Origin of the sequence: Microbacterium sp. NPDC087591 (genome assembly GCF_044743625.1) — a bacterium.
Lineage (GTDB): Bacteria > Actinomycetota > Actinomycetes > Actinomycetales > Microbacteriaceae > Microbacterium.
In genome coordinates this window covers 272,103-286,330 of sequence record NZ_JBIUWU010000003.1, presented here as the reverse complement: position 1 = coordinate 286,330, position 14,228 = coordinate 272,103, and the positions used below count along the sequence as shown (strand labels likewise).

Genomic DNA, 14,228 nt, shown 5'->3' with positions numbered 1-14,228 from the left:
CGTCTCGGCTCAGAGCACGGACTGGGCCCGGGTGAGCACGTCGCGCAGGATCTGCTCGATCTCCCGGAACTCCGGCTGACCGATCGTGAGCGGCGGAGCGAGCTGGATCACGGGGTCGCCCCTGTCATCCGCGCGGCAGTACAGGCCGGCTTCGAACAGGGCGGGGGAGAGGAAGCCGCGCAGCAGCCGCTCGGACTCGGCGTCGTCGAACGTCTCCTTGGTGGATTTATCCTTGACCAGCTCGATGCCGAAGAAGTAGCCGTCACCGCGCACGTCACCGACGATCGGGATGTCGAGCAGCTTCTCGAGCTCGGCGCGGAACAGCGGGGAGTTCTCGCGCACGCGCTGGTTCAGACCCTCCTCGTCGAAGATCGCGAGGTTCTCGAGCGCGACCGCCGCCGAGACCGGGTGGCCGCCGAACGTGTACCCGTGCGGGAACGACATGTCGCCCTTCGAGAAGGGCTCGTAGATGCGGTCGCTGACGATGGTGGCGCCGATCGGCGAGTAGCCGCTCGTCATGCCCTTCGCGCAGGTGATCATGTCGGGCACGTAGCCGAGGCCCGTGCACGCGAACGTGTGCCCGAGGCGGCCGAACGCGCAGATGACCTCGTCGGACACCAGCAGCACATCGTGGCGGTCGCAGATCTCGCGCACGCGGGCGAAGTAGCCGGGAGGGGGCGGGAAACAGCCGCCGGAGTTCTGCACCGGCTCGAGGAACACCGCGGCGACCGTGTCGGCGCCTTCGAAGAGAATCATCTCCTCGATGCGATCCGCCGCCCAGCGGCCGAAGGCCTCGAGGTCGTCGGCCGGACCGCCCATCTCCGCCGCGCGGTAGAAGTTGGTGTTCGGCACGCGGAACCCACCGGGGGTGACCGGCTCGAACATCGACTTCATCGCCGGGATGCCGGTGATGGCGAGGGCGCCCTGCGGGGTGCCGTGATAGGCCACCGAGCGCGAGATCACCTTGTGCTTGGTGGGCTTGCCCATCAGCTTCCAGTAGTGCTTGGCGAGCTTGAAGGCAGTCTCGACGGCCTCGCCGCCTCCGGTGGAGAAGAAGACGCGGTTCAGGTCGCCCGGTGCCTCGTCGGCGAGGCGATCGGCGAGCTCGATCGCGGCGGGATGCGCGTACGACCACAGCGGGAAGAACGCCAGCTCCGATGCCTGCTTCGCGGCGGCCTCGGCGAGACGGCGGCGACCGTGTCCGGCGTTGACCACGAAGAGTCCGGCGAGACCGTCGAAGTACTGCTTGCCCTTCGAGTCCCAGATGTGGTGCCCGTCGCCCTTGACGATGATCGGCACGCCCGACTTCTCCATCGTGGACTGCCGGGTGAAGTGCATCCAGAGGTGGTCTTTGGCCATCGCCTGGAGTTCGGCTTCGTTGCGTGTGGTGCTCATCTGGTCCCCCAGTTGTAGAGCTGCTTCTGCAGCTTGGCGTAGATGAAGGTCTCGGTCGAAAGGACCCCGTCGATGGGGCGGATGACGTCGTTGATCAGCGAAAGCAGGTCTTCGTCGTCCTCGCAGACGACCTCTGCGAGCACGTCGAAGGCGCCCACGGTGATGACGACGTAGTCGATCGCCTCGATCGCGGCGACGGACTCGGCCACCCGCCGTGCGTCGCCGGAGACGCGGATGCCGATCATGGCCTGGCGGTGGAAGCCGAGCTGCATGGGGTCGGTCACGGCGACGATCTGCATGATGCCGGACTCGGTGAGCCGCTGCACGCGCTGGCGCACCGCCGCCTCGCTCAGGCCGACGACCCGTCCGATGTCGGAGTAGGAGCGGCGTCCGTCTTCTTGCAGGAGTTCGATGATCGTCTTCGAGACCTCATCCAGCGCGGGGTGCTTTCTCGTCGGGCTCATGGTGCGATCTTCGCACTCGCAACGACGTTCAGCAACCGATTTCGCGCTTTCGGTTGCCCGAGCCTGTGGAAAACAGCAGAAAACAGATCAGGATTCGAGCGGTCCCAGCCATGCGCTCGCCGCCGTCGCGTGCGCGGATTCGGGGTCAGAAGGGTGGAACGCGCCCGCCAGCACATCACGGTAGAGCCGCGAGAGCTCGTTCGAGGAGAAGTACGAGCCGCCTCCGGCGACCAGCATCGCCTGGTCGACGACGTGCTTGGACATCGTGACCGCGCGGTGCTTGACGCCTGCGAGCAGACTGAACCACCGCGCGCCATTGTCGACGCGCTCGTCGACGTCACGCGCGAGTGCGGCGATCTGCGGGGGCAGGGCGTCGTAGGCGAGGGCCATGTCAGCGATGCGCCAGCGGATGTCGGGGTCCTGGCTGTAGGTCGTGCCGGACTTCTTCGAGCGGCGGGTGTGCGCGGTCTGCACGGCGAGATCCAGCGCGCGCCGGGCGATGCCGGTGTAGACGGAGGCCAGCAGGATCTCGAACACGCTGAAGATCCCGAACACGATCGGATCGGGGTTCGGGCCGGGATCGATGCGGCGGACGACGTGCGCGGCATCCGCCGTCGCGCCGTTCAGACGGGTGGTGCGGCTCTGGGTCGCGCGCATGCCGAGCGTGTCCCAGTCCTCGGAGGTGGTGACCGCATCGGTGCGCTCGACGAACGCGAACACGAGCTTCGGGGCATCCGCACTCGTGGTGTCGAGCCCGTGCAGGCCGAGTCGGGTCCACACCGGAGCCAGCGACGTGAAGATCTTGGTACCGGTGAACGAGTAGCCGCCGTCGGGCAGAGGCGAGGCATCCGTGTCGCTGCCGAACAGCACGAGGTCGTTGCCGCCCTCGCTGATGCCGAAGGCGAAGACCTCGCCGGCGACCGCGCCGTCCTGCACGAACTCCAGTCCCGGCACACCGCGGTCGGAGAAAACCTTCGCGACGCCTGTCCACACCAGGTGCATGTTGATGGCCAGAGCCGTGGCCGGGGCGGCCGTCGCGAGTCGCTGCTGCAGCAGGGCAGCCTCGGCGAGGCTCAGACCGGCACCGCCGCGCGCGGTCGGCACGAGGATCGACAGGTACCCCGCCTCGCGCAGCTCGTCGAGGTCCTGCTGCGGGAACGTGTTCTCGCGGTCATGCAGAGGAGCACGCTCGCGGATCCGCTCCAGCAGCTCGTCGGAGAGGAAGGCGGTCGGGTCGAAAGCGCTCACTTCAGGGCCTCCAGGAGCTGTCGCACGGATTCCTCCGGCTTGTCGCGATGCAGGGAGTGCCCGGCGCCGGCGACGATCGACATGGTGATGAGCGGATTGGCCGACAGCACCTCCGCCGCGAGGTCGCCGGTGAAGATGCTGTAGACGGCGGGGTCGGCGCCGAGCACATGTGTGGGGATCGAGAGGGCTGCGGCTTCGGCCCGCACGTCCCAGGGCTGATTCTGCGCGCTGGTCTGCTCCACCGCCCAGGCGCTCGCCCGGAGCACGGCATCGACCTTCAGCTCCTGGTCCTGCGGGTGCCAGTGCGGATGCTCCTCCTGCACCACCTCGAGTCGAGTGTCGGCGAACGCCCGCTCCTGGCTCCGGCGCACGATCCCGGCGTCACGCCCGTCGACGTGGATGGCCGGATCGATGAGCACGAGGCGGCGCGTCCAGGCGGAGTCGGATGCCGCGGCGACCGTGCTCGCCGCGCCCCCGAGCGAGTGACCGATGACCGCGTCCCAGCTGCCGCCGTCTGACGGGCGGGTCGCCACGAGGTCGGCCCCGTACGCCGCGAGCGAGTAGTCGAGCGACCGGGGCGCGTCACCGTGACCACGCAGATCGACGGCCGTCGCGTGCCATTCGGCCTCGGCCAGAGCATCGCCGAGGCGCCACATCAGGGCGGCGGAGGAGCCGAGACCGTGCACGAGCAGGGCGCGGCGCGGGGCCGAGGGGGAGCCCCAGGCGATGCGGGGCAGCAGGAGCGGTGCGGGCATGCTCCCAGCCTACGACCGGCCGGTCGGACAGGCCCCGGCGCACGCGCGCGGATCGGGGTGCTGCGGAGGGCGCGAATGGTCCTTATAAGGGCCGTATTCCGGCAGAGTGCGCCACCGCATCCCGGTCAGGGGTCGCGAATGGTCGCCTCGGATGCTCTGAAGCGACCAGTTGCGACCTCCCGACCAGGCGCGGGGGTCCGCGATCAGTGGAGCGGCGGGAGGTCGGCGGCGATCGTCAGCACGCGCTCGGCGGCGGCGTGCCCGGCCGACAGGCGCGCGGCGAGCGGGGCGCCGTCGAGGGTTGCGGCGAGGAAGCCGGAGGCGAACGCGTCGCCCGCCCCGACCGGCTCGACGACGTCCACCACGGGAGCCGGCACGAACACCGGTTCGGCGTCGCCCTCGAAGGCGGTCGCTCCGACATCGCCGTCCTTGACGATCAGCAGCGGGCACCGGGGGAGGAAGGCGCGGATCTCGGCCGGAGTGACGGTGCCCCAGATGCGCTCGGCCTCGTCGCGGCCGACGAAGGTGATGTCGGCGGCATCCGCGAGACGGGCGAGGGTCTCGGCCGCGTCCTCGCGGCTCCAGAGCGGACGCCGGTCGTTCACGTCGAACGACACGAGCGCGCCGGCGCTGCGGGCGTCGGCGAAGAGTCGGTCGACCATCTCCCGGCACGAGGGCGAGAGCGCGGGCGTGATGCCTGTGGTGTGCACGATCCGCACGCCGTCCAGGCGCTCGGCCGTCAGGAAGCCCGGTTCCATGTGTGCGGCCGCCGATCCGCGGCGGTAGTAGTAGACCGCGGAGGACTCGATGCCCGGATCCTTGAACATGACGCCGGTGGGCGCATCCGCTGCGCGTTCTACCCACAGCTCCACTCCGCGCCGCGCGAGCTCGGAGCAGATGCGGTCGCCGAGCGGGTCGGCGCCCAGGCGCGATGCCCAGGCGACGCGGTGGCCGGTGGCGGCGACTCCCGCCGACACGTTCGACTCCGCCCCGGCGAGCCCGATCGTCGCGTGCCCTGCTGCGGCGAGCCCCGCATCCGTCGGCGTGATCAGCGCCATGGTCTCGCCGACGCAGACGATCTCGGGAGCGGACGTCAGGGGAGGAAGGGAGCTCATGAGGGGGTGACCGCCAGGGGTTCGGTGTCGGGATGGGGACTCGCGTCGCGGTGACGCAGATCGGGGAAGGAACGGACGAACACGATCGAGACGACCAGGCCGACCGCGGCGAACAGCGTCGCCGCGAAGTACGCGCCGCGCCAGTCGCTGACATCGACGAGGAAGCCGGCCACCGCTGACCCGGCAGCGGCGCCGATGAGCTGGCCGGTGCCGGCCCAGCCGAACGCCTCAGCGGTCTCGCTGAACTTCACGCTCGCCGAGGTGATCGCGAAGAGCACGGCGAGAGCCGGCGCGATGCCGATGCCGGCGAGGATCAGCGTGCCGCCGAGCCAGAACACATTGAGCATCACCATCGTCAGGCCGAGACCGATCGTGACGATCAGCAGACGCCGCGCCATGGCCCATGGCCCGATGGGGATGTGGCCGAAGGCCAGCCCCCCGGCGAGACTGCCGACCGAGAAGACCGCGAGCACGAGGCCTGCGGCGAGGCTGCCGTGCTCGAACGTCGCCACGACGCCGACTTCCACGGCCGCGCACGCCCCGATCAGGAGGAAGCCGATGACGGTGGCGAGCAGGACCGGCGGTTTCAGGACGACCTTGCCCAGCGGGTTGCGGCTGCGGGGGATACGCACGCGGCCGACCTCGGGAGACAGGATGAACCACGCGCCTCCGGCCACCAGGATGATCGCGACGAGCAGCAGGCCCTCGGTGGTGCCGATCTGTGTCGACACGAGCGTGATGACCACCGGCGCCAGGATCCAGATGATCTCCTGCAGCGAGGCATCGAGCGAGAAGAGCGGGGTGAGCTGCGTGGAGTTCACGAGCTTCGGGTAGATCGTGCGCACGGCTGCCTGGATCGGAGGAGTGGAGAGGCCGGCCACCATCCCCAGGGCCATGTACCCCGCCAGGTTCAGCGGAAGCAGGGCGAGGGCCAGCACGGCGACGACGCACACGGTCAGGGTGAGGGTGATCACGCGACGCATGCCCCACACACCCATCCAGCGGCTGGTGATGGGACCGGCGACGGCCTGGCCGACGCTGGTCGCCGCGAGCACGAGGCCGGCGGCACCGTACGACCCCGTCTGCTGCTCGACGTGGAGCAGGATCGCGAGCGAGGACATGCCGTTGGGGAATCGCGCGGTCAGCTGAGCCGCGATCATGCGCGCCACTCCCGGCGTGCGAAGAAGGTCCCGATATCCCGCCACCTCACAACGGTACCGGCACCCGGAGTAGAGCGTCGAAGCGGCTGCGGATGCGACACGCCGACGACACGCCGAGAGCCAGTTTCCACAGGTCTCGGAATGTCAGAAGCCCCGCGTACGGTCGCCCCTGTGGACAGATCGCTCACAGGCGCTTCCCAGCCGCGATTTCTCGCGGTTCGGATGCCCTTCCGGCCGGTCTCAGCCTGTGGAAGAAACGGTGGAGAACCTGTGTTGTACCAGGGGAGAGCGGTGGAAAACTACACGGATGTAACTACTACCCCTTGTGGTCGCCCGCAATGCCCGTCCCTATATGTAGTATTGAAGTCCCGGCGGGGTCTGCCGGAGCAACCAGAGATTTGAGGGGTTTCAGATGTCGATCACGGTCTACACCAAGCCGTCCTGCGTGCAGTGCAACGCCACCTACCGTGCGCTGGATGCCAAGGGCATCGAGTACGAGATCCACGACCTGTCGGAGGACCCGACGGCCCTGGAGCAGGTCAAGGCGCTCGGCTACATGCAGGCGCCCGTCGTCGTGACCGACGAGGACCACTGGTCGGGCTTCCGTCCCGACAAGATCGCCGAGCTCGCCACGCGCCTGGCGTGACCCGCCATGAGCGCCGTCGCGACCGCCGCGCCGCTCCTGGTCTACTTCTCGAGCGCGTCGGGTAACACCGCGCGGTTCGTCGAGAAGCTCGGGCTTCCGGCCCGACGCATCCCTCTCCGCCGGCAGGAGGAAGAACTCGTCATCGACGAGCCCTTCGTGCTGGTCACCCCCACCTATGGCGGGGGTGAAGGGCGAGGCGTCGAACGAGGTGCCGTGCCCAAGCAGGTGATCCGGTTCCTCAACGACGAGCGCAACCGGCAACACATCCGCGGCGTCATCTCCGCGGGCAATACCAACTTCGGCGATTCCTTCTGTCTCGCCGGCGACATCATCAGCCGCAAGTGCCACGTGCCTCACTTGTATCGGCTCGAGATCTTCGGCACACAGGACGACGTTGATCGCGTGAGCGACGGATTGGAGCGACGGTGGGTACCACAGTTGACGAGCAGGACGCAGTGACCGAGACGGTGGCGTTCAAGGCCAACCCCAACTACGAGGGCCTGGACTACCACGCACTCAACGCGATGCTCAACCTGTACGACGCGGACGGCAAGATCCAGTTCGACGCCGACAAGCGGGCGGCGCGCGAGTACTTCCTCCAGCACGTCAACCAGAACACCGTGTTCTTCCACTCGCTCAAGGAGCGTCTCGACTACCTGGTCGAGAAGGAGTACTACGAGCCCGCCGTGATCGAGCAGTACTCGATGGACTTCATCCAGAAGCTCAACGACCTCGCCTACGGCAAGAAGTTCCGCTTCGAGACCTTCCTCGGCGCCTTCAAGTACTACACGAGCTACACGCTCAAGACGTTCGACGGCAAGCGCTACCTGGAGCGCTTCGAGGACCGTGTCGTGATGACCGCCCTCGGCCTCGCCGACGGTGACGAGAAGCTCGCGGTCGCCCTGGTCGAGGAGATCATCTCCGGCCGTTTCCAGCCGGCCACGCCGACGTTCCTCAACGCGGGCAAGGCGCAGCGTGGCGAGCTCGTCAGCTGCTTCCTGCTGCGCATCGAAGACAACATGGAGTCAATCGCCCGCGGCATCAACTCTGCACTCCAGCTCTCCAAGCGCGGCGGTGGCGTCGCACTGCTGCTCTCGAACATCCGCGAGGCCGGCGCGCCGATCAAGCAGATCGAGAACCAGTCCTCCGGCATCATCCCCGTCATGAAGCTGCTCGAAGACAGCTTCAGCTACGCCAACCAGCTCGGTGCGCGTCAGGGTGCGGGTGCGGTGTACCTCAACGCGCACCACCCCGACATCATGCGCTTCCTCGACACCAAGCGTGAGAACGCCGACGAGAAGATCCGCATCAAGACGCTGTCGCTCGGTGTCGTCGTGCCCGACATCACGTTCGAGCTCGCCAAGAACGGCGAGGACATGTACCTCTTCTCGCCGTACGACGTCGAGAAGGTCTACGGGGTGCCCTTCGGCGACATCTCCGTCACCGAGAAGTACCGCGAGATGGTCGACGACCCTCGCATCAAGAAGACGAAGATCAACGCGCGCGAGTTCTTCCAGACGATCGCCGAGATCCAGTTCGAGTCGGGCTACCCGTACATCATGTTCGAGGACACGGTGAACAAGGCCAACCCGATCAAGGGGCGCATCAACATGTCCAACCTCTGCAGCGAGATCCTGCAGGTGAACACGCCGACCACGTACAACGACGACCTGTCGTACGACCAGATCGGCAAGGACATCTCGTGCAACCTCGGCTCGATGAACATCGCGCTGTCGATGGATGCCGATGACCTCGGTCAGACGGTCGAGACGGCGATCCGTGCTCTGAGCGCGGTCAGCGACCAGAGCCACATCCGTTCCGTGCGCTCGATCGAGGACGGCAACGACCGCTCCCACGCGATCGGCCTCGGCCAGATGAACCTGCACGGCTACCTGGCTCGCGAGCACGTGTACTACGGCTCCGAAGAGGGCATCGACTTCACGAACATCTACTTCTACACGGTGCTGTTCCACGCGCTGCGTGCGTCGAACAACCTGGCGATCGAGCGCAAGCAGGCGTTCGACGGCTTCGAGGACTCGACCTACGCATCGGGGGAGTTCTTCGACAAGTACATCGACCAGGCGTGGGTGCCGGCGACCGAGAAGGTCAAGGAGCTCTTCGCGGGCAAGCACATCCCGACGCAGGAGGACTGGGTCGCGCTCAAGGCGTCCATCCAGGAGCACGGCATCTACAACCAGAACCTGCAGGCGGTGCCGCCGACCGGCTCGATCTCGTACATCAACAACTCCACGTCGTCGATCCACCCGATCGCATCGAAGATCGAGATCCGCAAGGAAGGCAAGCTCGGTCGCGTCTACTACCCGGCGGCGTTCATGACGAACGACAACTTGGAGTACTACCAGGACGCGTACGAGATCGGCTACGAGAAGGTCATCGACACCTACGCCGCGGCCACGCAGCACGTGGACCAGGGCCTCTCGCTGACGCTGTTCTTCAAGGACACCGCCACCACGCGTGACATCAACAAGGCGCAGATCTACGCATGGCGCAAGGGCATCAAGACGATCTACTACATCCGTCTGCGTCAGATGGCGCTCGAGGGCACCGACATGACCGAGTGCGTCTCCTGCATGCTCTGACCTGCTCACTGACTCGAGAAACGACGAAGACATGACTCCCCACCCCCCGATCAAGCTGGTCGACAGCGTTCAGGCGATCAACTGGAACCGCATCATCGACGACAAGGACCTCGAGGTCTGGAACCGTCTGGTGAACAACTTCTGGCTGCCGGAGAAGGTGCCGCTGTCGAACGACATCCAGTCGTGGAACACGCTGACGCCCGAAGAGCAGCTGCTCACCATGCGCGTCTTCACCGGTCTGACGCTGCTCGACACGATCCAGGGCACCGTGGGCGCCGTCTCGCTCATCCCTGACGCGATCACCCCTCACGAGGAGGCGGTGTACACCAACATCGCGTTCATGGAGTCGGTGCACGCGAAGAGCTACTCCTCGATCTTCTCGACGCTCGCGTCGACGAAGGAGATCGACGAGGCGTTCCGGTGGTCCACCGAGAACCCGAACCTTCAGAAGAAGGCTCAGATCATCATGGACTATTACCAGGGCGACGACCCGCTCAAGCGCAAGGTGGCATCAACCCTGCTCGAGTCGTTCCTGTTCTACTCGGGCTTCTACCTGCCGATCTACTGGTCGTCCAAGGCGAAGCTCACGAACACGGCCGACCTGATCCGCCTCATCATCCGTGACGAGGCCGTGCACGGGTACTACATCGGGTACAAGTTCCAGAAGGGGCTCGAGAACGAGACCGAGGAGCGCCGTCAGGAGCTGAAGGACTACACCTTCAACCTGCTGTTCGAGCTCTACGACAACGAGGTGCAGTACACGCAGGACCTCTACGATGGCGTCGGCCTCACCGAAGACGTCAAGAAGTTCCTGCACTACAACGCCAACAAGGCGCTGATGAACCTCGGCTACGAAGCGATGTTCCCGTCGACCGTCACGAACGTGAACCCGGCGATCCTGTCGGCGCTCTCGCCGAACGCCGACGAGAACCACGACTTCTTCTCCGGTTCGGGTTCGTCGTACGTCATCGGCAAGGCCGAGGCCACGGAAGACGACGACTGGGACTTCTGACCGTCCTGTTCACGAGCGGACCTGGTTCGGTCATGAACCCGAACGCAAGCCCCCTGTCGGTAGCTCACGTGAGCTACCGACAGGGGGCTTGCTTGTGTGCGCTTCAGCCCGAGGTGCGCAGATCGATCGCCGTTTCGCGTGATGAATCTGGGGGCGCCGCGTCTTACGAAGGGATGCTGTCCCTATTTTCGGGGGTCGGCACCGGACTCGGAGGACCGAAAGCTGTGAACGGGATACTCTTCGCCCTCACCCTGCTGGGGGTTTCGACGGTGATGATCGTGGTGACGGTCGTGACAGCCGCCCTCGGTTCGAACAGGCGCCGCGCAGACAAGGGAAGACGACCCTAGGGGCTGGTCAGAGGCCCGGATCATCGAGCACGCGCGATGCGTTCGGCGTCGCCCCAAGCCCGGAGCTTCGCGAACATGTCCTCGATCAGCCAGCGGGTATCGAATCCTTCGCACACGCGGATGCGCCGGTGCTCGTCGAGGACGCCGTCGATCTGTGCATCGACGGTGAACCGTGGTGGTGGGCGCAGGCTCCAGCGGGCGCCGAGCGGATTGAGGAGCGCGCCGATGGCCGGGCTGTCGCCGAGAGAGCGGAAGTCGAGGGGCCCGTAGCTGACCGTCGTGTTGAACTCGATCAGCTGATCCACCAGGTAGTCGCCGAGCGGGCTGGTGCCGGAGAGTCGTTCGCGGAGCTCGGCGTGGCCGACGCCGACCATCGTGTAGACCGGCATCGGGATCTGCCAGAGCTCGACGCCTGAGGCGAGCACGACCTCAGACGCCGGCACGTCGTTCACGAGGTTGAACTCCGGCGAATATCCCGCCGGCCCCTCGTAGGGAGGCCCGCCGACCCACACCACGAGCGGGTCGGTCGCGACGAGTGACGGATCCTCCAGGAGAGCGGATGCCACGTCGGTGAGCGGTCCGAGCACGGCGATGCACAGCCGCCGGTCATCGGAGTGCGCCTCGTCGATGATGAGCTGCGACGCCGCAGACGGTCGAGGCGTCTGCGCATCCGTCAGCGCGCCCTCGGCACCGTCGGCGATCGTGATGCTGTCGCCGACGCTCATCAGGTCGCAGAGCCGATCGACCTCCGCACGCGATGCCGCCCTGCTACCGTTCCGGCCGAAGTGTGCGGGAAGCACACCGCGCACGTCCAGCACGGGGGAGAGCAGCGCATGAGCGACGGCGAACTGATCGTCCGCCTCGTTCGCCGCATCCGTGCTGATCAGCACCTTGCGGCGAGGTGAGGTGGGCGAAGGATCAGAGCGATTCACGATAGATCAGCGAGGTCGGCAGCAACTGCTCCTTCTCGGCGGGGAGACCGCGAATCGTCGCCAGCAGCGTGTCCGCGGCTGCTCTCCCCATCTCCTCCAGAGGCTGGCGGACCGTCGTCAACGGCGGATCAGACGTGCCGGCGATGAGGATGTCGTCGAACCCGATGACGGAGACATCCGTCGGCACGCGCCGTCCTGCCGCCTGGAGCACCCGAAGCGCCCCGGCGGCCATGAGGTCGGACGAGGCGAAGAGGCCATCCAGATCGGGGGCGCGCTGCAACAGCCGTGCCATCGCCGCGGTGCCGCTGTCGAGCGTGAAGTCTCCGTGCACGATCGGACCGGGCGCGATGCCGTGCCGCGCGAGCTCATCGGTCCATCCGCGCGTGCGGTCCCTCGCCTGCTCGAGGTCGAGCGGCCCGGTGATGATGCCGATGGACCGGCGACCCGCTTCCACGAGGGCGCGTGCCGCGAGCACTCCGCCGCCGTAGTTGTCGGAATCGATCACGATCGGGTCGGGGCCGATATCGGCATGCGGGCGGCCGACCCAGGCGATCGGCACGGGGGATTCGGCCAGCCGATCGACGAGGTGCGTGATCTCGTGCTGCAGGATGACGATCGCGCCGTCGAGCGCACCCGAGCGGAGGAACCGCGGGATGCGGTCGAGGTCTTCCTGGTCGGCGGGGAGCAGTACGGGCTGCACCTCTCCGGCGGCGAGACCCTTCGCTGCGCCCTTGAGCACCGCGGTGAAGAAGGTGCCGCTGTGGCTGCCGAGCTCCTCGAAGGCGATCACCAGTCCGACGGCACCGGCGCGGCCGCCACGCAGCACCCTGGCGGCGAAGTTCGTCTCGTAGCCGAGTCGCTGGGCCTCTCGCTCGACGGCTTGGGTCATCGTGGGATCGACGTTGGTCGCGCCGGCCAGCACTCGGGCGGCAGTGGCGCGCGACACTCCCGCTGCCTGCGCGACGTCGACGACGGTGGGTCTGCCCATGGCTCTCTCCGCGGAGTTCGGTGGTTGTCGAAGATCGATCTCTCGATGAAGAGATCATCGCATGAAAACCTCCGACTGTTCGACCGTCGAATGAAAATGTCGGGTTGCTCGGAACGCGACGCAGGGTTGCCCCGCCCGGTGATGTCGGTTACTGTGACCCGAACGAGAGATCGATCTCTCAGGCGCACTCCCTCACGTAGTCGTCTGCACTCACATGTCCCCGAAGAAGAGGAGCTGTTGTGAACCGTCGCAAACTGGCCCTGCCGATCGCAGCGATCGGCGCTTTCGCGCTGCTGATCTCCGGATGCTCATCCGGCGGATCGGAGTCCGGGTCCGGTGATCCGAACGCCGAATTCGAGTTCTGGTCGTTCACCGGCATCGGACAGAAGGACTCCGTCGATCGGTACCTGGAGAAGAACCCTGACGCCAAGGTGAAGCTGAGCGAGGTCGGCAGCACGACCGAGACGGCGACGGCCTTGACCGCGGCCCTCGCCGGCGGGCGCGTCCCTGACCTCGTCATGATCCAGAACGACGACCTTCCCAAGTTCGTCGAGAACCCGGGCAACTTCGTCGATCTGCGCACGCTCGGCGGCGATGACATCGGCGACGACTACCTCGACTGGGCGATCGGCGGTGCGACGGCGGAGGACGGCTCGATCATCGGGATCCCGACCGACGTCGGGGGACTGAGCTTCGCGTACCGCGCCGATCTGTTCGAGGCGGCCGGTCTGCCCACCGACCCCGCCGAGGTGGCTGAGATGTGGTCGACCTGGGACAAGTTCATCGAGATGGGCGAGAAGTACACCGCGGCGACCGGAGAGCCCTTCGTCGACAACGTCGAGACGAGCGTGTTCTTCTCCACCGTCAACCAGGTGAGCGAGAAGTACTACTCGTCGGACGGCGAGCTGATCTACGACAAGAACCCGGAGGTCGAGGACGCGTTCGACATCGCGGTGCGCACCTACGACGCCGGCATCAGTGCCAGCATCCCTGCATGGTCGTCCGGATGGGCGCCCGGCAAGGCCAACGGCGCATTCGCGGTCACGACCGCCCCCTCCTGGATGCTGTCCGGGATCAAGACGGATGCTCCCGACACCGAAGGCCTGTGGCGTATCGCTTCCGTCCCCGGCGTCGGCGGCAACTGGGGTGGCAGCGTCATCGCCATCCCTGCTCGCGCCGACAACCCGGAGGCGGCGTGGCAGTACATCGAGACGATGCTGTCGCCGAAGGGGCAGACCGAGCACTTCGCAACAACCGGAACGTTCCCCGCGGCGAACGAGGCGCTCAACAGCGAAGAGGTGCGTGGCTACACCGACCCGTTCTTCGGCGACTCGCCCATCGGCGCCACGATGAGCGACTCGGTGCTGGAGTTCAGCTCGTTCTACAACGGTCCGGACACCAGCGCGATCGGCGCCGCGCTGCTGAACGCTCTCGTCGACATGGAGGCCGGCAACGTCAAGCCGGCTGACGCGTGGCAGACCGGACTGGACAGCGCCAAAGCCGCGATCGGCGGCTGAGAACCGAATCGCCCGATGGTCGGTCCGCGCGGTGGAGCGCGGGCCGACC

The 14,228-nt window shown here is 66.7% G+C and carries 13 protein-coding genes; 5 read left to right on the top strand and 8 right to left on the bottom strand.

Annotated features, from left to right (window positions below; translation table 11 throughout):
- Window positions 1-9: 9 nt before the first annotated feature.
- The 6 genes from ACIOVG_RS15840 to ACIOVG_RS15815 form a co-directional block, all read right to left on the bottom strand.
- A complete protein-coding gene (locus ACIOVG_RS15840; RefSeq protein ID WP_400875504.1) occupies window positions 10-1,395 on the bottom strand; it encodes an aspartate aminotransferase family protein in 1,386 nt (461 codons plus the stop codon).
- A complete protein-coding gene (locus tag ACIOVG_RS15835; protein WP_400875501.1) occupies window positions 1,392-1,859 on the bottom strand; it encodes an Lrp/AsnC family transcriptional regulator in 468 nt (155 codons plus the stop codon). Before ACIOVG_RS15835 ends, ACIOVG_RS15840 begins: the two co-directional genes overlap by 4 nt.
- A gap of 87 nt (window positions 1,860-1,946) precedes the next feature.
- Window positions 1,947-3,107, bottom strand: coding sequence for an acyl-CoA dehydrogenase family protein (locus ACIOVG_RS15830; protein WP_400875498.1), 1,161 nt, complete (start codon window positions 3,105-3,107; stop codon window positions 1,947-1,949).
- Window positions 3,104-3,862 (bottom strand): alpha/beta fold hydrolase, encoded by a 759-nt coding sequence (locus tag ACIOVG_RS15825; RefSeq protein WP_400875495.1) that lies wholly within the window; start codon window positions 3,860-3,862, stop codon window positions 3,104-3,106. Before ACIOVG_RS15825 ends, ACIOVG_RS15830 begins: the two co-directional genes overlap by 4 nt.
- Before the next feature lie 203 nt (window positions 3,863-4,065).
- Window positions 4,066-4,977, bottom strand: a complete 912-nt coding sequence (locus ACIOVG_RS15820; protein WP_400875492.1) for a sugar kinase — start codon at window positions 4,975-4,977, stop codon at window positions 4,066-4,068.
- Window positions 4,974-6,182, bottom strand: a complete 1,209-nt coding sequence (locus ACIOVG_RS15815) for an MFS transporter (protein ID WP_400875490.1) — start codon at window positions 6,180-6,182, stop codon at window positions 4,974-4,976. The genes ACIOVG_RS15820 and ACIOVG_RS15815 overlap by 4 nt, the downstream gene beginning before the upstream one ends.
- 367 nt (window positions 6,183-6,549) lie before the next feature.
- Here ACIOVG_RS15815 and nrdH point away from each other — a divergent pair, with 367 nt between their 5' ends.
- From nrdH to nrdF, 4 genes are read left to right on the top strand one after another with little or no spacing between them, the layout of a single operon-like run.
- Entirely contained in the window at window positions 6,550-6,783 is a 234-nt protein-coding gene (gene nrdH, locus ACIOVG_RS15810) for a glutaredoxin-like protein NrdH (RefSeq protein ID WP_046012882.1), read from the top strand.
- Window positions 6,784-6,789: 6 nt separating this feature from the next.
- Window positions 6,790-7,242: a class Ib ribonucleoside-diphosphate reductase assembly flavoprotein NrdI gene (gene nrdI / locus ACIOVG_RS15805; protein WP_400875487.1), complete on the top strand. Its 453-nt coding sequence runs from the start codon at window positions 6,790-6,792 to the stop codon at window positions 7,240-7,242.
- Window positions 7,239-9,383: a class 1b ribonucleoside-diphosphate reductase subunit alpha gene (gene nrdE, locus ACIOVG_RS15800; RefSeq protein ID WP_400876426.1), complete on the top strand. Its 2,145-nt coding sequence runs from the start codon at window positions 7,239-7,241 to the stop codon at window positions 9,381-9,383. Before nrdI ends, nrdE begins: the two co-directional genes overlap by 4 nt.
- A 31-nt stretch (window positions 9,384-9,414) precedes the next feature.
- Window positions 9,415-10,395 (top strand): class 1b ribonucleoside-diphosphate reductase subunit beta, encoded by a 981-nt coding sequence (gene nrdF, locus ACIOVG_RS15795; protein WP_141871173.1) that lies wholly within the window; start codon window positions 9,415-9,417, stop codon window positions 10,393-10,395.
- A 367-nt stretch (window positions 10,396-10,762) separates the two neighbouring features.
- Here the strand turns inward: nrdF and ACIOVG_RS15790 are convergent, their stop codons facing one another.
- Together ACIOVG_RS15790 and ACIOVG_RS15785 are read right to left on the bottom strand one after the other, a co-directional pair.
- Window positions 10,763-11,674, bottom strand: a complete 912-nt coding sequence (locus tag ACIOVG_RS15790) for a nucleoside hydrolase (protein ID WP_400875484.1) — start codon at window positions 11,672-11,674, stop codon at window positions 10,763-10,765.
- On the bottom strand, window positions 11,661-12,662 hold the full coding sequence (locus ACIOVG_RS15785; RefSeq protein ID WP_400875482.1) for a LacI family DNA-binding transcriptional regulator: 1,002 nt from the start codon (window positions 12,660-12,662) through the stop codon (window positions 11,661-11,663). The genes ACIOVG_RS15790 and ACIOVG_RS15785 overlap by 14 nt, the downstream gene beginning before the upstream one ends.
- A 239-nt stretch (window positions 12,663-12,901) precedes the next feature.
- Here ACIOVG_RS15785 and ACIOVG_RS15780 point away from each other — a divergent pair, with 239 nt between their 5' ends.
- On the top strand, window positions 12,902-14,179 hold the full coding sequence (locus ACIOVG_RS15780) for an ABC transporter substrate-binding protein (RefSeq protein WP_400875479.1): 1,278 nt from the start codon (window positions 12,902-12,904) through the stop codon (window positions 14,177-14,179).
- Window positions 14,180-14,228: the final 49 nt, after the last annotated feature.